General features: G+C 66.9%; 1 protein-coding gene. It reads left to right on the forward strand.

The features are described from left to right. Positions 1–37: 37 nt before the first annotated feature. Positions 38–25,714 (forward strand): protein-glutamine glutaminase family protein, encoded by a 25,677-nt coding sequence (locus tag A6P39_RS43665; RefSeq protein ID WP_275884100.1) that lies wholly within the window; start codon positions 38–40, stop codon positions 25,712–25,714. Positions 25,715–26,828: the final 1,114 nt, after the last annotated feature.

The following is a 26,828-nucleotide window of genomic DNA, read 5'->3' on the forward strand; positions in this document are numbered from 1 at the left end:
CTCCGCTCGGGCGGCCCACACGCGAAGGGCATAGCCGATGACTGACTTCGACGTCTCTCCCATCTACGACCTGGGCAACGGGTGGATCGCCACTGGCGACAGGCTGGAGGAGTACGCGGCGAATCTGTTGCTCGACGTGTCCGGAATGCGTTCGGCGTGGACCGGTAAGGCGAGTCAGGCGGCTTATGACGCCTTCACGAGTCCCAAGGGCGTCGGCTACGTCCTGACGGCGGCGGCCCAGACGGCGTGGAAGGTCGGTGAGGCGATCAACATCTACGCCGAGGAGTTGCAGAAGGCCGTCGAGCAGATCGACAGGCAACGCGTCATCGCGTCCCTCATCGGCGCGTTCGAGTCCATCCTGAGTCTGGCGACGTTGGCGCTGGGAGTCTATCTGGGTCCCTTGCTCGAAGAGGTAAGTGTGATCATCGAAGGGCTCGTCAAAGCGCTGGATGAGGCAAAGGGGATCATCAGCACAATATGGCAAGCCGCCAAATTCACGACCAACGAGGTGAGCGTCGCGGCCAAGTCGATCACCGCCGCTGCCGGCGACATCCTGTCAGGGCTCAACAATCCGGCGATCGCCAATATCTGGAAGGTCGCTTCCTACACAGGTGAGGCAGTGATCGTCGGCGGTGGCTCGACGGTCGGCTTCGATGTGAGTGCTCAGGCGATAGCCGCGGCAATCACGCATACACCCTTGAAAATCGACTGGGCGTCCGAGGCCATGAACGCGGGCATGGGCACCCTGTTGGCTGCCGGCGGCATGGAGGCACCGCATCTCAAGCCTCTGCGTGGCGGGTCGGAGTTGGAACCGAAGACAGGCGGGACGGTGTCGGTGAACGTCCCGGCCGAAGCCAAGCCGTCCACACCGGGTTTCACCGATCCGCACCCGACGGAACTCCCCGGGAACAGCGTTCCCACCCTCGGAGAGATCACTCCGCCGCGCACCACGCTTCAGTCGGACGGCGCGCCATCGGCGCTTCACGTCGGCGGTGTGAACGAAGCAGCCGCGCCGCCACGGGCAAGTGCCGGCAACACGGGCGGGATCACCGCTCGACCGGACAGCGGGCAGCCGCAGTCGGCGGTCGTCACCACTTCCGGCAAGTCCGGAGGATCGCCGGTTCTCGGTGATCCGTCACCCGTCGTGGGTCGTCCCCAGACCTCCGATCCGCGTCCAACGCTCGAGGGCGAGGGCGGGGGCGGCGCCCACGGCGAAGTAACGGGATCCGTGACACCCACCCAAGCGAAGCCGGGGGCGTTCCTGGACGGTCCGCCCCGTGGCGCCTCGGCGGATGGAACCGCGAGCCCGGCAACCCCGTTGTCGACCGACGCAAGCACCGGTGCCGGTGCCGGTGGCAGTGTCGGTGGCGGCACCCGTGTGGAGCCGGTTGCTGCCGGCGGTGACGGTGGCGCCCGTGCGGTGACGGGCGCGTCGCGGTCCACCGCGGAGGGCGGTGCCGATGGTGGTGCGCGTGCGGTGGCCGGTGGCGGCATACGTGTGGAGGCCGGTGCCGGTGACAAGGTCCGCAACGTTGCAGATGCTTCGGCTACGGCTGGTACGCCGCGGTCCACTGGTGGGCAGGTAGGCACCGGGGGAAGGGGACGGGACGCTTCGGGTGCGGACGTAAGCCGTGGCACGGCCGATGAGGCACGTGGCGGGCGCCGTGGGACGGGTGCGTCGTCGGCACAGGAATCCGCGGATGAGCTGTCTGTCGCGGGCGGCGAGCGGTCGTCGGACATGGGCTCTCATTCCTTCGAAGAGCGGCAGTCCGGACCCGCGGCGGCCTCCGGCGCTGACGTGCACGCCGCGACGTCTGCGGATGCACGGCCGCGCGCCTCCTCCTCCGGCATCGACGACACGCCCCACGCACTCGAGCAGGGCAAGAGCGGGCTGCCGGAGGATTCGGTCGGCATGCCGGGCGCCTTGTCGAAGAACGGCGACGCGGTTGCGCTCCCGGGCGAGAAGGCCCCGGGCACGGGGACGGCGGACAAGCCGCTCGGCGGCCCGAGCGATGTGCGCGAGGGGCAACCGAACGAGGACATCAGGTTCGGCGAGGCGCCACAGCCCACCAAGGTGCAGATGGCGGAAACCCCGGAGGGGCACTCCGCCGAAATCGTCGACAACTGGGGCGTCTCCGGGGTGGATTCCTCGGGTCGGCTCTCCCCGTCGGCCGAGCCCGGCGCGCCGGGCAAGGCGTCCGACGCCGGGTCCGGTCTCTCCTCGGAGGCGCCGAAGTCCGAGGGCGTGGGCGGCGGCGAACGCCTCACCGGTGGGCGGGAGAACACCGACGTCGGGTCGAACGATTCGGCGCTCCTGACGGGCGAGGAGGGGAAGACCCCCGCACCCGGAGCAGAGCGTCCCGTCGGCGACTCCACCGGGAAGGCGGGGACGTCCGCCTCCGCGATCGACGACAGCAGGCCCTCGTTGGACTCGGACCGGGGGAACGAGACGTCCGCCTCCTCGTCGCGGCGCGACTCCTGGGTGTCCGGCCGTTCGTCGTCGACCTCGTCGGAGTCGGACTTGGGCAACGGTCGCGTGACCGACCACGGTGCTCCGTCCACCCGTGCCGATGAGCACCCCGGCGAGCACGGTGCCCCCGCGAAGGACGATCCGCACGGCGTGGCGGAGCCGTCGTCGCGTCCGGACGAGGGCTATGGCCCGCACCGTGCCGACGTCCTCAGCAAGCCGGGGGACTCCGGCTCGGCCCACGAGATGTTCCAGAACGCGGTGAACCACCAGCTCGGTCACTATGACGTGGTCATGGGACTCGCCGATGTCCGCAACGAGGTCCTCGAGCACACCCTCCCCGGCAGGTTCGAGAACGCGCACCACCAGTGGGAGGACGAACTCGGCATCGGGCAGCCGGGGCTGTCGGAGTCGGATCGCGCGGAGCTCCTCCAGGAGCTCAAGGACACCCTCACCAAGGACTTCAACGAGAAGCTGCTCGCCCCCGGACGCGACTTCAGCAACCTGACCAAGGACCAGGTCGATTCGCTGGGCGCCGAGTGGAACTTGCACGTCGACGCGCGGGTCGAGCAGCTCCCGTCCCGCTTCGCCGACAAGCTGGCTGTCGGCCAGGCGGAGAAGACCGCCAAGAGCCAGGTAAGCGATTTCATCGACCGTCACTACCGCGACGGGGTGGACGCGGGCGAGGCCCACTGGGTGCAGCGGCAGTACCTCGGCGACGTGAAGTCGGAGCTCGGGAAGGCAGGCGTCGAAGGCGACGCGGCGCACCCGACGATGTCGCTGGCCGACACGCTGCTCGACCGGTTCGACCACGCGGCCGCGGCGGGCCAGCAGGTCGGACGCGTTCTCGACCACTTCGACGCGCTCGTCAAGCAGCATCTCGACGCCGGCGACATCCACCTGACGAGGGTGGAGATCGAAGAGGCACGCAACGCCTGGGAGGAGAGCGCCAAGTCCGAACTGCTGGGCGCCTACACCAGCCCGGACGGCTTCCGCGGCTACGGCAGTGACAGCGCGGCCGTTGACAAGGCGTTCAACGCGAAGGTCGCGCGCCTCCAGGCGCAGCTGGACGTCGAGTTCAACCACCTGCCGGAGCTGGACGCGCGGCTGGACAACGCCCAGGTGGCCGGCGGCCACCCGGCGCTGTCCGTGCGGGAGGCGGTCGACAGCCTCAAGAGCGACATCTTCCGCGTCACCGAGCAGCACCTGGCCGAGCTCTCCCACAGCAAGGGCGGCCTCACCCCGGAGGCCGTGGCCAAGTCGCAAAGTGTGCTGGACCACAAGATTGACAAACTGGTCGCGCCGCGCGCACTGGACCTGCGGATGCGGTTCCACACGAACCTGCGCGAGGCCTTCGACCAGATCGACGAGGCGGTTACGCTGCACGCCGGCACTCAGCTGTCCCCCAGCGAACTCGACCACATCACCACCGAGTACCAAAACAAGATCAAGGCCTCGGCAGACCAGCACCTGTCCGAGCTGCTGCTGGGGCATGACCGGGGGCACGGCGACACCTTCGACCCGAGTTTCCAGGCGTGGCGCGACGACGTGGCGAAGGAGCTGTCCGACGTCGCCAAGCGGGTCGGTAAGGAGAAGCTGTGGTCCAACGGGACCAAGCTGGCCGGTGAGGAATTCAGCAACCACTTCGGCGGCACCTACAACATCCGTACCGACGACCCGCTGCGCGCCGGTCTGGGCGACGTGGCCGACCGGTTCCGTGACGACTACGTGCGCCTGTTCGACAAGCACTACGGCGACGGCGCAGCGGGTGTCGACGACTACCTGTCGCACGACTCGGCCAAGGAATCGTTCCAGAAGGGCATCGACGACCACGTCAGGGTCTCCGGCGACCAGCGGGCGCTCGACGCGCTGCACCAGCGGGAGCTGGACAAGCTGTCGCCGGAGTTCCGGGACTTGAAGACGCTCAAGGAGCGGCTGAACGACGCGCCTAAGGTGCCGGCCGCGGGGAAGACGTCCTATCGGGACGGGGTGCGGGTAGAGACGCCCGGTACGGTGGGCAAGAGCATCAAGCAGCTGGTCAACGACAACATCCGGGATCTGAACAAGACCGCGAAGTCCGTCGGTCTGGACGAGATGACCTCGGAGTACAAGCAGCAGATCCGCGACGCGATCGCTGTGAAGGACTGGGCGAAGGCCTCGGAACTGATCGAGAAGTTCCGTGGTCCGGTGGACGCCAAGGTCCTGAACAACCGGCTTGAGGACTTCCGCTCGTTCGCCAAGGACGACGGCACGGCCAAGGTTCTCGACCTCGGCGGCAGCGAGGAGCAGCTCAAGGCACACATCGCGGCCATCGAGTCGGCCGCGAAGGAAGGCCCCGACGCGCTGCGCGGCGCGCTGGACAACTTCAACACCTACGCCGGCAAGCTCGGCATGGACTCCAGGTTCAACAACCTGCGCAGGGACGACTTCAGCACCCGCACCGGGAGCAACGACCCGGTACTGGACGACCTCTACAAGCAGCTGGATGACACCAAAAATCCGCTGAAGGCCGAAGCGCTCCAGGAATCCATCAACGAACGGCGCGACTTCCTCTTCCAGCAGGCCGCGGAGGAGAAGACGGCGCAACTCCTCGACAGCCTCCCCGGGGCCGCCACACACGACCCCGCGCTGCCGAAGGACGCGCCTTCGCTGTCGAAGGACGACGCCCCCGCTGTGTCGAAGGACGACGCGGCGCCGACCTCCGACGCCGCTACGCCGCCTGCGGCCGATGCCAAGGACACGGGCGCGCACGGCGAGGCCGGGACGGACGACCACACCGGGGTGAGCGACGCCGACCGCCAGCAGCGGCTGGACGCGCTGAAGTCCAAGCCCGAGGACGGCGGGGACCTGCCCTCCCAGGAGCAGCTCGACCAGCGTCTGGAGGCGCTCAAGAAGTACCAGCCGAGCCTCTCGGAGGGGCCGGGCAAGGGGGCGGCCCACGACGACGCCGACCGCCAGCAGCGGCTGGACGCGCTGAAGTGCAAGCCCGAGGACGGCGGGGACCTGCCCTCCCAGGAGCAGCTCGACCAGCGTCTGGAGGCGCTCAAGAAGTACCAGCCGAACCTCTCGGAGGGGCCGGGCAAGGGGGCGGCCCACGACGACGCCAACCGCCAGCAGCGGATGGACGCGCTCCGGGGAGGAGCCCCGAGGGCCGGCGCCGACGACATCAGGTCACTGATCAAGGAGAGCGTCGCCCAGCGGAACCTGGCCGACAGCCTCCGCAAGCCCGCGCCCGGCCGAGGCTCGGACAGCGGCCCGGACGCCACCGGGTTCAAGCAGTTCATGCGGGAGTGGAAGAAGGTCGACGCGCTGCGGGCTGCCGAGGCAAAGGCCATGGAGGCCCGCAGCGCCGACCTGTTGGGCAGTGACCGCAAGCCGGCGTCGGATCTCACCGAAATGGAGCTCGACCAGCGCATCCAGATGCTGCGCGGCGATGAGATCAAACCCCAGGACTCGTCCGCCGCGGGCGACGGGGCCCACCACGAGGTCAGCGAGCTCCCCGACTTCCCGTCCGTCCCGAAGAACGACCCCGGCGCACCGACTCGCTCGAGTTCCTCCTCGGGTGACCAGGCTGTCGGCGAGCGGGGTGACGGCGCCGGTGCGGAGGCTGCGGGTTCCCTCGACGACCTGCCCAAGCCTTCGGTGGACGCCCCGAAGGCCGACGGCCCGTCCACGCAGGACGCCTCGTCCACTTCGGGCGGCCGTGACTCGGGCTTCAACTCCGAGGGCGGCTCAATGCAGATGGGCGTCATGGAGAGCGTCCGTCCCCCGGCGCTCGCGCCGGAAGCGGCCGACGAACTGCGCAACGGTATTCCTGGCGCCGAGGGACTGGACCAGCTGCACAGCGAGTTCCGGGCCGGGCAGGCGGCCAAGGCGGCGAAGGCCTCCAAGGTCTCGGAGGCCGCAGCCAGCGAGGCTGTGAAGGTCTCGGAGGCTGCTGTGGGCGAGGCTGGGAAGGTCTCGGAGGCTGCTGTCGGTGAGGCTGCGAAGGTCCCGGAAGCCACAGCCGGCGAGGCCGCCGGGGTCGGCACTGAGGAGAGGTCCGGTTCCGCCGACGTACAGGAGCAGTCTGCCGCGATGTCTGCGGAGGCGTCGGCCGAAACGTCCGCTCAGGTATCGACCGAGACGTCCGGCGACGCGACGGCCGCCGGTGCCGTGACCAGTGTGGAGCCCGAGTTCAAGACGCCGGAGCAGACGTACGTCGAGCAGGCTGCTCACGCGCTCGGTGGGGGCGCAGTCCTCGAAATCCAGGCGGGGCCGCATCTGGTGGTGGTGTCGAATGATGCTGGTCGGTTGGTGTGGCGTGGGGATGCGGCGTCGTTGTGGTCTCAGGAGGGTGTGCCGGTTCGCGTCGCTATGAAGACGGTGGATGGTGGTTTTGTTGGTGATGCTGGGGTTCGTGGTGCGGCGGAGGGGTGGGTGAGGAGTCCGAAGGTTGTTGGGGCTCTTCCGGAGAGTGTTGAGATTGTCCACGAGTCGCTTTTCCGTAGTGAGGTGGCGGAGGGGTTTGTCGCGGGGGATGTTGTTCCTGCGGTGGGGGATGTTGCGCGGGATGTTGTTCCTGCGTTGGAGGATGTTGAGAGGTATGTGAGGGAGGCTGCTTCGGCGCTTGGTGGGGGTGCGGTTGTGGAAGTTCAGGCGGGGCCGCATCTGGTGGTGGTGTCGAATGATGCTGGTCGGTTGGTGTGGCGTGGGGATACCGCGTCGTTGTGGTCTCAGGAGGGTGTGCCGGTTCGCGTCGCTATGAAGACGGTGGATGGTGGTTTTGTTGGTGATGCTGGGGTTCGTGGTGCGGCGGAGGGGTGGGTGAGGAGTCCGAAGGTTGTTGGGGCTCTTCCGGAGAGCGTTGAGATTGTTCACGAGTCGCTTTTCCGTAGTGAGGTGGCGGAGGGGTTTGTCGCGGGGGATGTTGTTCCTGCGGTGGGGGATGTCGTGCGGGATGTTGTTCCTGCGTTGGAGGATGTTGAGAGGTATGTGAGGGAGGCTGCTTCGGCGCTTGGTGGGGGTGCGGTTGTGGAAGTTCAGGCGGGGCCGCATCTGGTGGTGGTGTCGAATGATGCTGGTCGGTTGGTGTGGCGTGGGGATACCGCGTCGTTGTGGTCTCAGGAGGGTGTGCCGGTTCGCGTCGCTATGAAGACGGTGGATGGTGGTTTTGTTGGTGATGCTGGGGTTCGTGGTGCGGCGAGGGGGTGGGTGAGGAGTCCGAAGGTTGTTGGGGCTCTTCCGGAGAGTGTTGAGATTGTTCACGAGTCGCTTTTCCGTAGTGAGGTGGCGGAGGGGTTTGTTGCGGGGGATGTTGTTCCTGCGGTGGGGGATGTTGCGCGGGATGTTGTTCCTGCGTTGGAGGATGTTGAGAGGTATGTGAGGGAGGCTGCTTCGGCGCTTGGTGGGGGTGCGGTTGTGGAAGTTCAGGCGGGGCCGCATCTGGTGGTGGTGTCGAATGATGCTGGTCGGTTGGTGTGGCGTGGGGATGCGGCGTCGTTGTGGTCTCAGGAGGGTGTGCCGGTTCGCGTCGCTATGAAGACGGTGGATGGTGGTTTTGTTGGTGATGCTGGGGTTCGTGGTGCGGCGGAGGGGTGGGTGAGGAGTCCGAAGGTTGTTGGGGCTCTTCCGGAGAGTGTTGAGATTGTTCACGAGTCGCTTTTCCGTAGTGAGGTGGCGGAGGGGTTTGTTGCGGGGGATGTTGTTCCTGCGGTGGGGGATGTTGCGCGGGATGTTGTTCCTGCGTTGGAGGATGTTGAGAGGTATGTGAGGGAGGCTGCTTCGGCGCTTGGTGGGGGTGCGGTTGTGGAAGTTCAGGCGGGGCCGCATCTGGTGGTGGTGTCGAATGATGCTGGTCGGTTGGTGTGGCGTGGGGATGCGGCGTCGTTGTGGTCTCAGGAGGGTGTGCCGGTTCGCGTCGCTATGAAGACGGTGGATGGTGGTTTTGTTGGTGATGCTGGGGTTCGTGGTGCGGCGGAGGGGTGGGTGAGGAGTCCGAAGGTTGTTGGGGCTCTTCCGGAGAGCGTTGAGATTGTTCACGAGTCGCTTTTCCGTAGTGAGGTGGCGGAGGGGTTTGTCGCGGGGGATGTTGTTCCTGCGGTGGGGGATGTCGTGCGGGATGTTGTTCCTGCGTTGGAGGATGTTGAGAGGTATGTGAGGGAGGCTGCTTCGGCGCTTGGTGGGGGTGCGGTTGTGGAAGTTCAGGCGGGGCCGCATCTGGTGGTGGTGTCGAATGATGCTGGTCGGTTGGTGTGGCGTGGGGATACCGCGTCGTTGTGGTCTCAGGAGGGTGTGCCGGTTCGCGTCGCTATGAAGACGGTGGATGGTGGTTTTGTTGGTGATGCTGGGGTTCGTGGTGCGGCGAGGGGGTGGGTGAGGAGTCCGAAGGTTGTTGGGGCTCTTCCGGAGAGCGTTGAGATTGTCCACGAGTCGCTTTTCCGTAGTGAGGTGGCGGAGGGGTTTGTTACGCAGCCGGTTGTCACCAATGTCAGCGACTCACTCGTCGGCACTCCCCCCGCCCAAGCCCAGACTGCGTACGCGCAGGGCCTCGAGGCATCGGCCCATGCCGACGTCAACACCATCGAGTCAGCCGCCGGCACGCCCGCCGTGCTCAAGGACAAGGGCCGGACGGCGGAACAGGGCACGGCAGCAGACGGTGCCAGTGCTACCGCGGCCAGCCATCAATACGGCGCCATGGGCATCGACGACGACGCGAGTCCTACCACCACCGGTCCAACCAGCAGTGTTTCAACCGGTCCCCGTCCCCTGCCGCCGGTGCCGGTGAAGTCCGCGGACGGCGTGCAGCCCTCGGCCAACGACGCGTTGGTCAAGAGCATGCGCTACTGGCAGCCGAGCGAGGAGCAGATGGCCACGCTGGCCCGGTTGGAACGCGAGTTGGTGTGGGTGCCGGATGACGGCAACTGTTTCTTCCACGCCTTGACCACGGTTGTCCATGCTCGATTTAGCCCGGATGAATTGAAGGAGAGGGCACCTAAGTTCCCCCTGCCCGGAAGTGGTGATCATGTCCAGCAGATTCGGGAAGGTCTCGCGAATTTCCTGAGGTCAGAGGAGTGGGGAGCCTGGGGTGCGTTCTTTGCCGCCGATGCTGGTTACGCTGATGAAGTGCCGGATATGTCGCACGGCTCAGAGTTCCATCGGGACATCGTGGCGGCGGTCGGTAGGTCAGGCAGCTGGAATGGCCTTTTCGGGGATGTGCTTCCCCAGCTGATCAATCACGCGTTCGGTGACCTCGACTTTGGCGTGGTCCACTATGTGGGCGGGCAGCCGGTAGTGGGCTTGTCGGAGAGCAAGAACCAGCTCGTTTTGGTTCACAGGAACGGGCTGGCGCATTACTGGGCCACACGGGACGTGTTGTCCCCGGCCGCGGGCCCCTTGACGAGTCCAGCGGTCGGAGCCGGGGGCACCAAGGAGTTGTCCGGCAGCGGTCGCTCCGACAACGTCTTCGACTCCCCGCGCGAGCTGATGGTCCCGTCTGTTTCGCAGGACGGCGCGGCCGTCCCCGACAGGACCGCGACCGATACCGAGATGAACCAGCTGCAGCAAACCGTCCGCGCAACCACCAGTCCGACCCGCCCCCGTCAGCTGCCACCGGTGCCCACGACGAACACGAAGGCCAGTACAACCACCGGTCCAACCGGTTCCCGTCAGCTGCCACCGGTGCCCACGATGGACACGCAGCCCGAACTCGCCGGACAGGGCGGGCTCCGGCCTCCTGGCCAGGCCATGGGCGAACCCCCCACCGGTGCGCTTGAGGAACAGCGGGAGGAACACAGGGACGTAGCCGCGGCCGACGCCGGCGTGGACAGGAACAGGCCGCTCACCGCACCCGCTCCTCCGGCATTGCTGGCCCCCTCAACTTCGACAAGGTCTACGACAGGCGCGCGCTCGGATGTCTACGCGATGCGGCAAGACGCATCATGGGAGTCGAAGACCCGCCGTGTGCTCCAGGGCGCGCTGCTGAACGCGTTGGCCGACGGCAAGATCGGCACGCCGTACATGGCCGGCTTGGTGAAGGCGCTCGATGCGTCCCGTATCAGCGGGCCTGTCGGCGGTGCCGGTCTCGTACGAGGGCCGCAACCGACATCGTTCCCTGGCACCGACGATCTCATCGTGCGCATGTCCCACATTGCCGAAGGCAGCAGCGTTCATGAGTCCGGAGTCCCTGCAGCCCGTGAGTCCGAGCCGGTCCATCCAGAGCCTTTGGCGCACCAAAGGTCCGCGCCGCGCGTTGCGGAGGCGGGAGCGGGCCCGGTGCACAGCGAAGTGTCGCTCGACGCCGATGTGACGGAACATCTCGCAACCGGCGCGCGTCAGTCCGCTCCCACCGTCGACGCGACGCGGCTGACCTCCGACAACACCATCGTGTCGGCCGTGGGAACGCCGGAGGCCGTGGACGTGTGGATGAACAGCACGGACGATTTGATGGTCGATGGCCTGCTGTCGAGACTGCGCGTTCCCGGCGTTGTCTCATCTTCCGAGCAGCGTCGAGCGTTGCTCGGAAGCCTTGCTACGTATGTGGACAGGATGACTCCGGCTCAGTGGAAGGAGTACGACGAGCTGCGCTCCACCCCGCTGCAGACCACCCACCCCACCACTGGTCGAACCGGCATTCGTCGGCTGCCGTCCTTGCCCGAGCCCACCGCCGCACAGACCCGCCCCAGTGCGCACGAGGACACCGCCGCCGTCGACTCGGAGTCGATCACCGTTGCCACACAGGGTGCTGCTTCGTGGGTCGGATTGGTTGATGGGGTGCCGATTCCGCGTTCTGCCAGCCCGGAGCAGGAGTCCCAAACCGGCTGGCATCAGTCCGCTCCCACTGTCGACGCGACACAGCCGGCATCCGACAGCACCATCGAGCCAGCCTCGGGAACGCCGGAGGCTGTGCGGAACACGGCAGCGCACGCGGAGCCGGGAGAGCTGGGGGTGCCGCTCCCGGCGAGCGGTTCAGGCGTGGGCTCGAGCAGGCGACCCTCTGCCGAGGAGACCCGGTCCGATGCTCGTCTGGCCCGCTCGAACGCTCGTGCTGGTGCTGGGGGGGTTGTCGGCCCGCGTGTTCCGCAGCGTGGTCGTGCGACAGCCGATCCTTCGCAGGCCACCTCGCAGCCGGTGACCGGAGTGACCCGGCAAGCCGGCATCGAGAAGCCCGCTACCTGGCCTAAGGAGCGAGTGCCGGCTCCCGCTCGCGGGGCGGGCGTCGATCCGGCCGCGTTGCGCGATGTGGATGTCGTCAACAGCTGGCTGTCGGTGTCGACGGTAGCTGGTCGGCCTCGTTCTGAGGCGGTTCGGCCGGTGGATGATGCCGTGCAGGCTTGGAAGGGGCGGGGCAGTGGTGGTCGCGACCTCAACCGAGGGTTGCTGGCATCGATCATCGACTCCATTGGAGAGTGGAAGCGCAGTCCTGACGGGAGTGTGCGGGGGGAGGCTGTGGAGCGTCTGCTGGCGCATGCCCAGGCTCACCTGGACCGCTTGAACGAACCTCGGCTGCCGCAGACCGTCCACGCCACCACGGTTCCGCCGGTCAGCCGTCCGCTGCCGCCGGAGTCCGTACCGCAGGGCGTCAAGCCCTCGGGCGGCCCCGAGTCGTCCATGGGCGATGCGAGCGAGTCTTTGTCGCCCGTGAAGTACTGGTGGCCGAAAGAGGAGCAGATGGCCACGCTGGCCCGGTTGGGCCGGGAGCTGGTGTGGGTGCCGGATGACGGCAACTGTTTCTTCCACGCCCTGGCCACGGTTGTCCATGCTCGCTTCAGCCCGGATGAATTGGAGAAGAGGGCGCCTAAGTTCCCCTTGCCTGGGAGTGATGACTATGTCAGGCAGCTTCGGCAGGGCATCGCGGATTACGTGCTGTCACAGGATGGGTGGGAAGAAGCCGGGGATTACTTTGCCTCAGACGCTGGCTTCTCTGATGCGGCACCGGACCGTTCGCACATGTCGGAGTTCCACCGGGATGTCGTGAAGAAGATCGTTGCGTCAGGCAGCTGGGATGGCCAGTTCGGGGATGTGGTTCCCTATCTGATCCAGCGCGTGTTCGGTGACCTTGGCTTTGGCGTGGTCGATTTCTCGGACGGGCAGCCGGTAAAGCTGTTGTCTCAGGGTAAGGACCAGCTCGTCCTGGTAGAGGACAAGCGTGGGGTGAAGCATTACTGGGCCACGCGGGACGTGCAGACCACGGTTCAGGCTGATTCTCGTCCGTTGCCGTCGAAGCCTGCGTCGCAACCTGCCACTACGGTTCAGGCTGATTCTCGTCGGCTGCCGTCGAAGCCTGCGTCGCAACCTGTCACCGGCTCTCGTTCGTTGCCGGAGCCCGCACCGGAGCTGCCGCAGACCGTCGAAAAAGCCGACGGTTTGGCACAGACTGACCGGACCCGCTTGAACGCTCGTGCTGGTGCTGCGGGGGTTGTCGGCCCGCGTGTTCCGCAGCGTGGTGGTGCGCCAGCCGGTCCTTCGCCGGCCGCCTCGCAGCCGGTGACCGGAGTGACCCGGCAAGCCGGCATCGAGAAGCCCGCTACCCGGCCGGAGGAGCGAGTGCCGGCTCCCGCTCGCGGGGCGGGCGTCGACCCGGCCGCGTTGCGCGATGTGGGTGTCGTTAACAGCTGGCTGTCGGTGTCGGCGGTAGCTGGTCGGCCTCGTTCTGAGGCGGTTCGGCCGGTGGATGATGCCGTGCAGGCTTGGAAGGGGCGGGGCAGTGGTGGTCGCGACCTCAACCGAGGGTTGCTGGCATCGATCATCGACTCCATTGGAGCGTGGAAGCGCAGTCCTGACGGGAGTGTGCGGGGGGAGGCTGTGGAGCGTCTGCTGGCGCATGCCCAGGCTCACCTGGACCGCTTGAACGAACGTCGGCTGCCGCAGACCACCCCGGTACGGCCTCGGCAGTCCCCGGCCCCGGGAAACACGTCTGTTGTGGACGTGTGGATGAACAGCACGGACGACCTGATGATCAATGGCCTGCTGTCGAGACTGCGCAATCCCGACGTCGTCCCATTTCCCGAGCAGCGTCAAGCGCTACTCGGAAGCCTCGCTACGTATATGAACAGGATGACTCCGGCTCAGTGGAAGGAGTACGACGAACTGCGCTCCACCCTGCCGCTGGGTGGAAGTCCCCTTAGCGGTGCGGTCGGGCATACGCCCGTCGCCACCGATCACACCGGCTTCCAGGCATCCACCTCCGTTGCTCACTCACTGATCGACCCGGGCGCCGACCACCAATACGACGCCATCGGCATCGAGGCCGACACGTCCGCCTCGATCCCCGCTGCCGCCGTCGGGGCGATGTCCGACGAGCGTGGCAGGGTGGCAGGGTGGACTGATGACGAGACGGCGGGGCTCGACTCCGTGGAGGCCGGCTCGGCAACTTCTCGGACCAGTGCCAACGCTGAGGACTTGGCCGTCACCGCAGGAGAGGGCGAAGGAAGGACCGAGCAGCAGTCGGTAACGCCGTCTCAGCAGGCGATTGAAGAGCAGATGACTGCATCGGAGTCTGAAGCGTCGGACGGCCTGCCGGGTTTCGCGCAGCTGATGGGCGAACTCCCTGCCCGGGGCCACGTCACGGTCGCCACGGACGCCGAGTCCGTCACCGAGCGGCGGACTCCGGACGGCACCGTTCCACACAGTGCACCCGCTGAGGATCAGGCGGTCGTCATCGACAGGAGTGCGCACGATGTGGTCGATGCCTTGCCGAGCGGCTTGGTCGAAACCCGGTCGGCGGACCCCACGGTGGCTGGTAGTTCTCGTCAGCCGACGGGCGTAGCAGACACCGACCGAGGTGACTCTTCTACGTCGTCGCCCGGCGAGGCAGAAGTTCTCCTCCCGGGATTGACCGACGAGGCCGTGAAAGATGCCATTGCCATACTTCGCGCGGAACGCTTCAAATTCCCTTTGACGATCGGCACGAGCGAGTCTGACCAGCAACCTCGGAGGATCAGTGAATTTGTGATCCGAGCGGTCGCCGAGATCGTGGAGGCCCAAGGGAGAAGACAGGCCGTACTGTTCGCCCGCGCCTACACTTCTCGGATCTATGAGTTGTTCCCCGGACTGCGGAACGTTGATTCCAGGCCTGGTGGAGCCGGTGGAGTCGAGATCGAAACCAGCGTAGGACTGCGGCGCGGTGACTCGAATCAAGAAGTGCCGACACATTTGTTCGATCACGGCTTGGTTTCGGTTGACGGAGACACCGCCCTGAACGGTGATGACATCGTGGAGCTCGTTTCAGCTCCTATCGGGCACTTGGATGATGAAATTCGCCCGGATGCTGATCTTGTATTCGAACTCCTCTCGGTTATGATTGAAGACTTCGAGGGGAATCCGGGGCGACTGCTCCGAGAAGTGTTTTCGGTGGAGGATTTTACATACCTGTCGGAAGAAGCTGCTGATGATGTGTTTATCGGCGAGAAAATGGAGAACCCTTGGTGGGTGCAATATACTACCGGGATTCCGATACACGGGCTCGCTGATTTTCACGAGTGGGCCGTATCGGCGTCCAGTCGTCAACTGTCGTACGAAATGGAAGCCGCCCGGCGGGCTGCGGACGACTTCGCCAGGGCAGTGACCTCTGTGTTCGCTGGTGTTCATGCCTCGCAAATCGACACCCTGCGTGACGACTACGCAGCCTGGTCGCTCTTCGGCTACGCAAAGGTGATTCTTTACCCGCATGTTGCAGCTTCTCTGAAGATGGAGATATCGGGTGTTGTGAACGCGAATTACGGGGTGCCGCAGTCTATGGGCCTTGTGAAGCAGACGCTCGATATTGTCTCTAGGACATCTTTGAGAGGAGTGCTTGCTGGACTTCCGCCCGAGGTTCGCGAGTTCCTGGGAGAGCGGCGTGATTGGATTCTGGGCAAATTTGAAGATACTTTCACGCGATCCAACAGGTCGCTCGTAGATGATTTTCTCTCCTCGGTGGATGTGGAGCATCAGTCCATTCTGGATGTTTTGATGTCGTATCCGAGTGTTGAAATGGACATCGAAGCCTCACACTCCGACTATTTGGATAATGGTCTCATTGACCAGCCTGATGTGCTCTTGAGTCAAGAGGTGCTTGGAATACGCACCAATTTCCTTGAGCTTGACTCAGGTGCCGAGGGGGAGTTGCCAGTCCCGCTCGTGGTGCTGGAAGAGCGGGCTCCGCTCGACCAGGAACAGTCCGTTGAAGGCGTTCGGAACAGCTGGGAGAGGAGGCGGCTACTGGCGCGGGAAACGTATGGCTCCGCTGTTGCGGCAGAAATGGCGTACGTTGCGAGCGAGACGTTGTCCCGGCCGGCATGGTCGGCAGAGGCTGGCGGAGAATCCGTGGTGCCAGCCCTCTCGGACGAGGACGCGTCATTCGATTGGACATTTCCCGATGTTTCCGACCATGATCTTCAAGAATGGCAGTCCGGGTTCGCTGGGGTAAGCGGCGAGATCGAGCGGCTACTATCGATTTCTCCGGCAAAGATGTTCGCGGCTCGTGACGCTGCTCGTGTCGTCATGAATGTGTACCATCGGCCGCTTCCTCAGGGTTCGGAAAATACCTCTGAGGATGAACAGAACTACATCCTTCTGTACGAAAGTATTCAGGATTACGCCGCTTACATAATTTTCACCAGCCGGAATCCTGCGGAAGCCTGGAACGTGCTGGACGAGGAAATGCGGACGATCGGGCAAACATTTGGAACGGCGGCCGGCCTGTGGAGCGAGCCGGTGCCGAGTACGGACGCCCCGTCGGCCGCAGCCCCCGGCGCGTGGACCTCGCCCGCCGCGCCCCCTGTGCACGCGTCTGCCGCGGCCGCTGAGACCACCTACGCCCGGTCGATCGCCGGGTTCCTGAACGCTCCGCAGGTGAACGTATCCGGTCTGCTGGCCCTGTTGCGGCGACGGGGTTCCTCGCCCGAGCTGTTCACGCCCACCTTCCTGCAGACCCTGTACCAGCAGACCACCGGCGTCCCCTTGATGACCGCAGTGAACAACGCGGTGCAACAAGGCCGGCTGGCCGTGGAGGACCACCAGGAGGTGTTGCGCGGCCTCGGTCTCGTCAGCGGCTTTGCCTTCGCTGACGAGCCGTTGCGGAACATGGCCGCTGTGCCTGGGGACGATGTGTCCTTGCTGCCCGAGGTGGGCGAGTACGCGAACAATGTGTACGCCGCGTTGCGCGCGGGGGATCCGGAGAGGGCGCTGTCCCTGCTACTGGCCCTGGAACGCGATATGCGCAAGGTGTGGGCGGTCGAAGCTGCCTGGCAACGGAGTTACGGCTCGCACCTGGGCCAGGTGATGGTGGCGGCCTGGCCGGCGTACGCGAACCGGATCAATCACGCCCTGGGCCTGGCCGACGCCGGGCCGGTGCCGATGCAGCAGGTCCACGCGTGGTACCGGCAGCTGTTCCAGTCGACGTTCGAGCACGACCAGCACGGTTCGGTTCCGGTTACTGCTGAGTACCCCGAGGACGGCTGCGTCCTGCGCGCACACCTGTGGGCGATCCAGCTGATGCGCTGGGGGGCCATGCCGCGGAAGGTGTTCGCGGCGCTGGCCCACGAGCAAAGGGGCCTGTCCTTCACGACGAGCACGGCCCGGGGCGCCACCCAGACGGCTCCGCGCCAGGTGGATTGGAGCTTCCACGTGGGGCCGGTGGTCAACGCGCTCCGTGCCGATGGGACCGTGGTGCCCATGGTGCTCGACCTCGCGCTGCATCGCGGCCCATTGACCCTGCTGCAGTGGGCGGAGGCCATCGGGATGCCTACCGGGCCCGGTTCGTACTACTACGACGAGGGCTCGCTGGCTCAGGTGCACTCCCGGCTGGTGGTGGACCAGCAGCGGCACCCGAACGCCTGGCGGTTCACCGAGCGGATGCTGCCCAGGCGGCCCACTTTGCTGTTCACCGACGGCTACTGCCTCGACTTCCCGCACCCTGACCGGCCGCACACCGAGTCCTGGCAGGAGGCCGACGCCTTGGTACAGAGGGATGGGGACCGGCTGTACCGCCATCACGTCAGGGCGGTCAGGCGGAAACTGGCCCGGAAGCTGTACGACATGCTCAACGGCGTCCGCGCCCCGTACTCCCGTGCGGCGCTGCTGCGGCAGCTGCGGAGCGAGGTCGACCGCTATGCTCCCCAGCCCGGATTCCTCGAAGGGAACAGGGAACTCGCCGACGCGGCGCGCTTCCTGCTGACCGACGACTATTTCGGCGCCTTTGCCAGGCTCTTCCCACGACTGACTGACCCCTCGCTCCATCCCGACTCGTCTTCGGACGAGGCCGAGTTGTCCTCCGGCGAGGAGGACAACTCCTCCGAGGAGCAGGCGTCGGCAGGTAGGCACGGTTGGCGTCAGCCCGCGTCCTGGACCGCGCCGGCAACGATCAGTGAGGTCGCGGAGGGGGACGAGGGCGTTGCGGCGGGCGGGTCCGCGGGCGTGGCCGATTCCTGGGCGGGGTTGCGTGAGCTTGCTGAGCCGGCGGTGATCGATACCGAGCGTTTTGATCCGCGCAGGTCGGGGTCGTATGAGCCGGGTCGGCTGGCGGGGGCGATGAGCCGGATCAGGCTGGACGCGCGGCGTTTCCAGGACGTCGGCGGGGGGTGGATCAGCGACGCGACGGTGCGGGTTCATCTGGCCTCTGAGCCGGGGGTCACGGGTGACGACATCCGCTTCCTGGCGGAGCGGATGACTTCCGCGGTGCAGCGGGTGATCAACGCACCGCGCTTCGAACTGCCCGACGGCAGCGTGTTCCACTTCAACGTGGAGTTCCTCGCGAATCGCGCCGGGGCGCACCATGTGATGCGGGTGCACGCGGAGCCGGGCGCGACGACCACGACCGATGTGCATCTGGTCGCCGCAGGCGGCAGCCCGCTGAGTGAGCATCAGCTGCTCCATGAGCTTCTGCACTTCGTCGGGTTGCCGGACCGCTACTTCGCGTCGGGTTTTCTCTTCCGTGACCGGCCCTGGTCCCGGGCCGTCGCTTTCGACGGTTCGCTTATGGCGGGTGAGCCGAACAGCGAGGACGGGCCGGTGCTCAGCGCCGATGATCTGGCCGCCATCGGGGAGGTGTTCCGTTCGGGACCGGAGATCCGCGAGCTGTCGCACCCGCTCGCGGGGCGGGACCTGAGCGCGCCGCCGCTGGACGGCGAGTCGGCCGCCGAGGACAATCCGCAGGCGTCCCCTGTGCAGGCGTCTGTCGCGAGGGTTTCACAGGACAAGGGCAAGGCCCCCGAGCGGGAGACCGGCGCGGCGGGGCCCGCGGTTCTGCACGAGGCGCCGACGAGGGAGGAGGCGCTGCAGGCGTTCTCGGACGCGCAGCGCGAGGTGGACGGGGCTATCGATGCGCTCGCCGATGCACAGGCCTCACGCGCGGACGGGGTGGAGTCCGCCGCCCATGCCGGGGGTGCCGCGGTGCTCGCCGCGTGGCAGGAGGTGCTTGCCTCCGACGCCGTTTTGGAGGCGGCCGAAGCCGACTGGGATGCGGCCACCGGCGGTGAGCCGCTCCCGGCTGTGGAGCTGGTGGCCGAGCCGCGTGCCGCGATGCCGGGTGCTTCGGGACGCATCCGCAGGTGGCTGGGGCCGGCCCGTCATGTGGAGCCGGAGCCTTCCATGGCGCCGCCAGGCGAAGTGATTTCGGTGGAACCGATGCCGCTCGCGGCACCTGCCAGTGGGCGGTCGGTGAGCGGGGAGTCGGCCTCTCCATCTGGGGCCGTGCAGATGATGGTTCCCAGCGCCCGGGACCTGCTGCTGGCCCAGCAGCTGCGCGATAATGATCCCAGGCGCTCCGAGGAGGCATTCCGTGTGGAGTCTCAGCGCATCCATAATGAACTGAACCCTGCGAGTCATGGTGGGCATCACTCACAGGAGATGCAACGCACTCTGAATCGACGGCTCGCCGCCCTGTCCGAGGAGCAGGCGTTGCTGGCGGCAATGCTTCCTCGGGGCGTGTGGCAATCGCTGCGTGCGCCGCAGATCGCGGCCATGGTCATGGCGGAGCGGCGCGGCCGGCAAGCGGTGCACGCGGATCGAGTGGCGCTGATCGAACAATTGCGCAGCGATCGTTGGCGGTGGACTGCCGCGTACCCCCTTGACGATCAGCGCATCAACGGTCTGATCGACACGGTCCACGCCTATCTGCGGCAGATGCCCCTGACGGTCAATGTCGAGCTCGGGCTGGAGGCTGCGGACGGTCACACCCTCCTGGACATCCTGACCAGCACTTCCGGGGTGGTGCTTCGTAATGTCTGGGAGACGCAGCCGGACAAGCACAAGTACCTCCGTGGCCAGGCGGAGGAGTCGCTGGGGTACGCCGGTACCGTCCGTCGCAGTACGGCTGCCGGCGGCATCTACGCGGATCCTGCTCCGCGCCGGCGGCTGGCGATTCCCTTCCAGCGTCCGCCTGAGCCGGCCCCCACTCCCGCATTCATTCCGCGGAGCGAGGACCGTGCGCTGCTACCGAAGTACGCAGCGCTGACGTCCCCGCTGCGGCAGACGGGAGTAACTACGTACGGGTCGGCCGTGTTCCACCTTTCGCCTGCCATGCGGAACCGGGCCACTTTCACCCCCGCCGACAGCTTCGCCCCCGGCTTGCGCGGCGCCGCAGGTGTCACCGGCCCCAATCATCTCCTGCCGCTGCTCGTCCACGGCAACGAGGAGCTGGTGCGTCTGGCGTTCGCGGAGGCCACTGAGTTCGCCTACGACCCCGAATACCGGACGCGGCGGGACACCGTCGGCTTCCGCATGGATGGCTTCTTCGAGGCCCAGATCCACGGCGATGTCATGTGGTCGCATATCACCCGCATCGTGCTGACCCACACGCCGGAGGACCGCGACCAGGCCGTGGTCCGGCGCGAGCACCTCCAGGCGTTCGCCGCTGCGAACCGTCTCACCTTCACCGTGGAGCTGTTCGATATCACCCGTCCGGCCCCGTCGGCCGCAGCCCTCGGCGGCTGGACCTCGCCCGCCGCGCCCCCTGTGCACGCGTCTGCCGCGGCCGCTGAGGCCACCTACGCCCGGTCGATCGCCGAGTTCCTGAACGCCCCGCAGGTGAACGTACCCGGTCTGCTGGCCCTGTTGCGGCGACGGGCTTCCTCGCCCGAGCTGCTCACGCCCACCTTCCTGCAGACCCTGTACCAGCAGACCACTGGCGTCCCCTTGATGACCGCAGTGAACAACGCGGTGCGGCAAGGCCGGCTGGCCGTGCAGGACCACCAGGAGGTACTGCGCGGCCTCGTCAGCGGCTTCGCCTTCGCTGACGAGCCGTTGCGGAACATGGCCGCTGCGTTGACCGCGCCTGTTCGGGGCCGTGAGACTTTTGAGGTGCCCTTCGAGCAGGGTGTGAAGGATGAGTTGCCGGTCGCTGGCCAGGATGCGCTTGACGATGTCGTCGGCCGGATGGTTTGGGCGAGCGTCCGTAACTGGCAGCAGGGGTTGCCCTTGCCGAAGGTGAAGGTGACCGGGTACGGCAACGGCAGGTTCGGCCGGGGCGGCGTCACGGCTGAGCACACAGCGGCATCGCGTGCGGCGACCGTTGCCAACGAACTGGGCACGCGGATCGGGGCATTCCTGCGAGGGCAGGAGGGGTCCAAGCCTGCGGTCGATGATTTCGACATCGATCGGGTGGCCGGGGAGCGGCAGGCCGGGATGTCCGCGGACGATAGGCGTCGCGTGACTGTCGTGGTCGACTACGACCAGCCACAGATCGTTCTCGGTGGCTCCGGCGAGAGGCCGGTGGAGGTCGCGAAGAATCTCCACTTCGTGTGGCTCGGCGGCGCGATGAGCGACGCCGCCCGGAGGAACCTCGATGCGTGGTCGGCCGAGGCGGGCCGGTCCCGTTGGTCCGTGCACCTGTGGACGGACCAGGGCGCGCGGCGGGCGAACGCCGGGTACTTCGCCCGCCTGTCCGGCGCGGGGTGGCACATCCACGGCTCGCATAAGGAGTTGTTCTCCAGCGAGGACATCACCGCACGGACTGTGATCGACACCGCTATGGCCAACCGCGCGTTCGCCATGGCGTCGAATGTGATCCGGTATGGCGCCTTGCGCCGGTTCGGCGGCGTCTACCTCGACGTTGATATCGCGCCCGGTGGCGTGCGGTTGCCCGCTAAGCCACTAATGATGGATCCGGCCGGACTCCCGTTCTTCGCGCCTTCCGTCCGCGACCGCGTCCATCTGGAGTTTGTCCTCGGCCGGATAGAGGCTCAAGCCCGGGACATGGGAGTCCCGGCCCCGCCACGCGACGACGCGTCCCTCACCCGGGCCATCGCGTACCAGTACGGCAAGGGTGACCTGAACAACAACTTGATTGTGGCTCCGGCCGGCTCGGAGTTCATCAGTGACCTGCTGGTCAACCTGAAAAAGCCGGGGTCCCCTGGTTTCCCTGCCCAAATGGAGGAGATGCGTCAGAACTCACCGCAGTTGAGCGGACCGAACTTCATCAAGAAGCGCCTGGAGCAGTCCCTTCGTGACCGTGGCCAATGGCCGTCGCAGTCGGAGCACAACGGTTTCGGGGGGCGGGTGCCGTACGCCACCGCCTTTGAACAGCACTACCTCACCTTCGACCCAGCCCAGCGAGCGATCTGGCAGGGCCTGCAACTACTCACCGACGAATCCGAGAACCAGGAGCACCTCCACTCCGCCCCGCGATCCCACGCATTCACACCGGAGGCGGCGCAGAGCACGGAGATGGGCTCTGGCGCCGAGCAGTCGTTCCGGTGGGGCGCGCCCGCGTCCTGGCCCGTGCTGGAGACGATCCCCGATGCCGAGGAGGGGCACGAAGGCCTCCTGCCGGGCGAGCCCGCGGCCCTCGCGTCTGCCCCCTGGAGGGAGTTGCGTGAGCTTGCTGAGCCGGCGGTGATCGATACCGAGCGTTTTGATCCGCGCAGGTCGGGGTCGTATGAGCCGGGTCGGCTGGCGGGGGCGATGAGCCGGATCAGGCTGGACGCGCGGCGTTTCCAGGACGTCGGCGGGGGGTGGATCAGCGACGCGACGGTGCGGGTTCATCTGGCCTCTGAGCCGGGGGTCACGGGTGACGACATCCGCTTCCTGGCGGAGCGGATGACTTCCGCGGTGCAGCGGGTGATCAACGCACCGCGCTTCGAACTGCCCGACGGCAGCGTGTTCCACTTCAACGTGGAGTTCCTCGCGAATCGCGCCGGGGCGCACCATGTGATGCGGGTGCACGCGGAGCCGGGCGCGACGACCACGACCGATGTGCATCTGGTCGCCGCAGGCGGCAGCCCGCTGAGTGAGCATCAGCTGCTCCATGAGCTTCTGCACTTCGTCGGGTTGCCGGACCGCTACTTCGCGTCGGGTTTTCTCTTCCGTGACCGGCCCTGGTCCCGGGCCGTCGCTTTCGACGGTTCGCTTATGGCGGGTGAGCCGAACAGCGAGGACGGGCCGGTGCTCAGCGCCGATGATCTGGCCGCCATCGGGGAGGTGTTCCGTTCGGGACCGGAGATCCGCGAGCTGTCGCACCCGCTCGCGGGGCGGGACCTGAGCGCGCCGCCGCTGGACGGCGAGTCGGCCGCCGGGGACAATCCGCAGGCGTCCCCTGTGCAGGCGTCTGTCGCGAAGGTTTCACAGCACAAGGGCAAGGCCCCCGAGCGGGATACCGGCGCGGCGGAGCCCGCGGTTCTGCACGAGGCGCCGGGAGCCGCGGAAGAGATCTCGGAAGCCGCCGCTCGGCAGGTGCCCGACGCCGGGCGGAACGTCTCCGAGGGTGGTGATGAGCTTGGCCGGGACGGTGATGAGAGCCGGGGAGCCGGCATGGTCGTCCAGGTGTTCATGGCTAACGACCTGGATAGTTCGGTTGGCGACGGCCTGCGGCACGCCCTGAGGGACGCGGAGGGCAGCGGAGACACGCGGCGGACCGAGCTCCTTGAACAGGTCATTCGCTCCCGGGGAGCCGGGGCCGCGCCTGCGGCGGGAACGGAGGTCCGCACCGCTGGCCAGGCCGAAACCACTGTCGACTACGTGACGCACCGGACGGCCGCGGCCGTGGGTCCGACCTTCCAGCACATCAAGCCGATTCAGGTGTCGGACAGCGCGGCCGAGGCCAACGGCACCGAAGCGCCGCGGTTGGCCACCGTCCGACAGGACCTGACTGACGCGGCGCATCCGGCCCTCCACGTCTCCGCCGACGGCACACTCGCCGCGAGCACGGAGAACGAGAGCCGAGAGGCGTTCGCCAGCCGGGGCGCCTTCGAGCGGTCCCGGAGGCAGCTCCACGCAGTCGGGGGCGCCGTAAGACTCGAACTCGACGAGAGTGTCTCGCTCACCGTCCGGCACGACGGAGCCGAACGCACCCTGTACCGCGTTCGTCCCGTCTTTCTGGAAGACACGACGGACGTCTGCCGTGACCTGGCCGGCCAGGTGATGGGCGGCACCGCGGACCATCTGGTCTTCCGAGCTCCGGATGGGCAGACCGTGCTGGGGCCGATGAACGCCGCGGACAGTCTCAAAGTCAGTGAGCTGCACCATCTCGCGCATGCTCTGGTCCAGGTCGCGGACGGTTCGGCGAGTCCCGGCGTCGTCCCCGATACCTTCTGGGCCGTTGCAAAAGCGAGTGGGCGCGGGCCACTCACCCCCCTCCTGCCGTCGTCCGACGCGCTTCCCCCCACCCCGTTGCCGGGCCGGCGTTACGGACCTCTGCTGAACCCCAACTCCCGAGGCCTGGACAAGACGGCGCGCGCGATCGGCATCAACCAGGATGCCTGGCCGGCCGTCGGCGAGGCCTACCTCACGCAGTCCATCGGCTCGGAGAACGAGCATGGCGAGTTCACGCTGGAGGACCACACCGGCGCCCTCCACCCGGTCGACAATCCCTTCGGTTACCACTACGCCGCCGTGGTCCTCGCCAGCGAGGACGGCACGTCCCATGTCACGCTGGAGAACTACGCCCGGCAAAGCGGAACCCGTCACGCACTCCGGAACGCTGTCGACCGTAACCTGGACGAACACGGTGACCGCCTGGAAGAGATGCGGACGGCGTACGAGGCCGAGACGGAGACCGCGACCGAGTTGCGGGAGCGTGCCTCGGCCAGGGCCGCCGTCCTCGCGGTCGACGCGCTCATCGCCGTGCGGGACGAACGGGCCGCGGCGCCTGGTGCGCGAAACGCGTCCGACGCTGCCGCGACCGGTCCGACGACGGCGGAGCAGAAGGCCGTCAGCGCACTGGCCCAACTCTCCGGCGAACAGGGGAGGCTCAAGGCGCCGGGTGATCTGTGGCATATGCGCTTCGTCAGCCGACAGGAGCAGGAGACCTTCCACGACCAGATGACGGGCGGGTCCGAGTGCGTCGTCAACCCGCTTACCGCGGTGGTCGTCGGAGCGCACGAAGCTCCTGACCCCCTTGGCAGCTCGTTCACCTTCGACGAGAAAGCGACCCGACCGACCGAAGATGACAGGCGTACGCTTTATGCCCTGGCTGGCAAGGTGGCTCGCATCGCCCTGTGGAACCGCCGTAACGGGCTGCCCCTGCCCCGCGTAGTCGTGTCTACCGGCGGCAACGGCCGCCGTGACGATCTCTCTGCCTTCCTCAACGCGAACGACCCGGCACACGCGACCGGTGAGCGGCGGCTGGAAGCGGCCCGCAGCGAGTTCCTCAAGCAGCTGGACGAGGCACTGGCCCACTTCCAGAGGGGCGCTGACCCCGCGGACGTACTGAGGGCAGACGAGTTCGAGGTGCAGGGGGAGAACCGGGGGCGGCTACTCCCGCAGAACGCGGTGCCGTCCCGGCTCGGGGCCAAGAGCGACCCCCGAGAGCTGCGCCGGCGCGCCATCTTCACCATCGAACTCCACCCGGCGGGTGAGCGGCCCGCACCGCCGAACGCCGACGTCACGCAGCTTGAGACCACGGCCGATGAGTACCGACGGCCGACCGAAGTGGATGGGGCGCTCGACGAGACCGTGAGCGGTGCCGAAACAGACGTTGCCCCAGGTGGCGCGCTCGGGTATCGCGCCCGTATCGCGCTCGCCAAACGCGAATGGAAAGAGCCGGTGGCCAAGGCCGTGGCAGACCTCGAGCGGTTGCTGGATGAAGCCGGCTCCGGCGCTCGGTCGCTGGTGATCGGCGCGGTGCCGGACAAGCCCCTGTGGGCCATCAACGTCGGCGGCGCGATCCGCTGGATGGACAACACGGGTGAGAGTACGCAGGCACCGCTGACCGCGACGGGCAAGATCGTGTCAATCGACCTCGACCCGTTCGCCAGGCTGATCGATCCGGCACTGCAATTGGTCCAGGCCGGGCCTGGTGCGTCAGGATTCTGTGATCTCACGTTGGGCGCGGACCTGAAGAACGTCGTGTGACGGGGCGTCTGGGGACGGGCACTGGGGGTGGCAGGGACGGCGAGACGCCGGACCGCGTCCCCGGGCCCGGCGGCTATGGAAGTCTGGCGTGGCCTGCCCGTCTCCTTTCCGAACGTCCGCCTGTCGGGCCGTGTCCGCCGGGCGGCGCGCCCCGGCTGTCCCAGTGCGCCGAAGGTTGGTGCCGCAAGGACGGTTCGGGTGTGTAGAGCGGTGACGACCCGGTCCCGGACCGGGTGACGGCGCCGGCGACACGGAAACCTCTATATCAACCGATGTGCACTACACCGAATTCGTTGATGGATCCCCGGACAATGTGACAACGGCCCTGTCGTGCAAGACCGAGGCCATCGAACGGCACCAGGTGACGGTGGCGCGAGAGTTCGTAGGTGCTATGTGGTGACCGAGTCCCGGACCGTGAGGATGTGCTGGGGATGTCTGAACTTTCCAAGACACGTTCCGTCGGTTGTCCGCCCCTCACCCACCCTGGCGGAGCGACCAGTCATACGTGGAAGCCCGCACTCGGCAATGGGCATGAGCGGCTGTCCTGCCACACCGATCACCAACAGGTGGCAGCACCGCACGGTACGACCAGGCAGACGTGCAGCGCCATCCGATCCGGACCGCAGAGGCAGGCCACTGTCGCACTGCTGTGGACTCCGTGCTCCTGGCCGTCGCCGCCAGCCGCGCCCCCTCGCCACCCTCCATGGAGATTGCAGGTGTCAGCCCGGCATCGGTGAGGTGATCAAGTCTGCATCGGAGATCCGCCCGACCAGTCGGTGGCTGGTGCAGTCGACACGTATCTACAGGTATGGGCTGGCGACGGTGCCGCGGGACGGTCGGATGCCATCCGGCTCACCGCAAGGGGTGGCCGCACTCGCTGCTGCCGGGGCGTTACGCCGCCATGTGGTGTTCTTGATGCGCGCATCCGGCATAAGCTCGGGGAGCCGCAGTACCTACAGTCCCGGTTCCGCGCCGACGCCCGCCGCAGGAAGTGGCGGTGGCCCCTTTGGGGTCACGGTGCCAGGGCTTGAGGGAGAGTCAGCCCGGTCCGGGTGACCTGGCTGCTCCGGCTTCCCCCGCCGCTCGTGCCCGGCAGCAAACAGTCCAGTAGTTC

Source organism: Streptomyces sp. FXJ1.172, from assembly GCF_001636945.3.
In the GTDB taxonomy this organism is placed as follows: Bacteria; Actinomycetota; Actinomycetes; order Streptomycetales; family Streptomycetaceae; genus Streptomyces.

Coding starts and splice junctions, on each gene's coding strand:
- A6P39_RS43665 (WP_275884100.1), top strand. CDS start 38: ATGACTGACTTCGACGTCTCTCCCATCTACGACCTGGGCAACGGGTGG.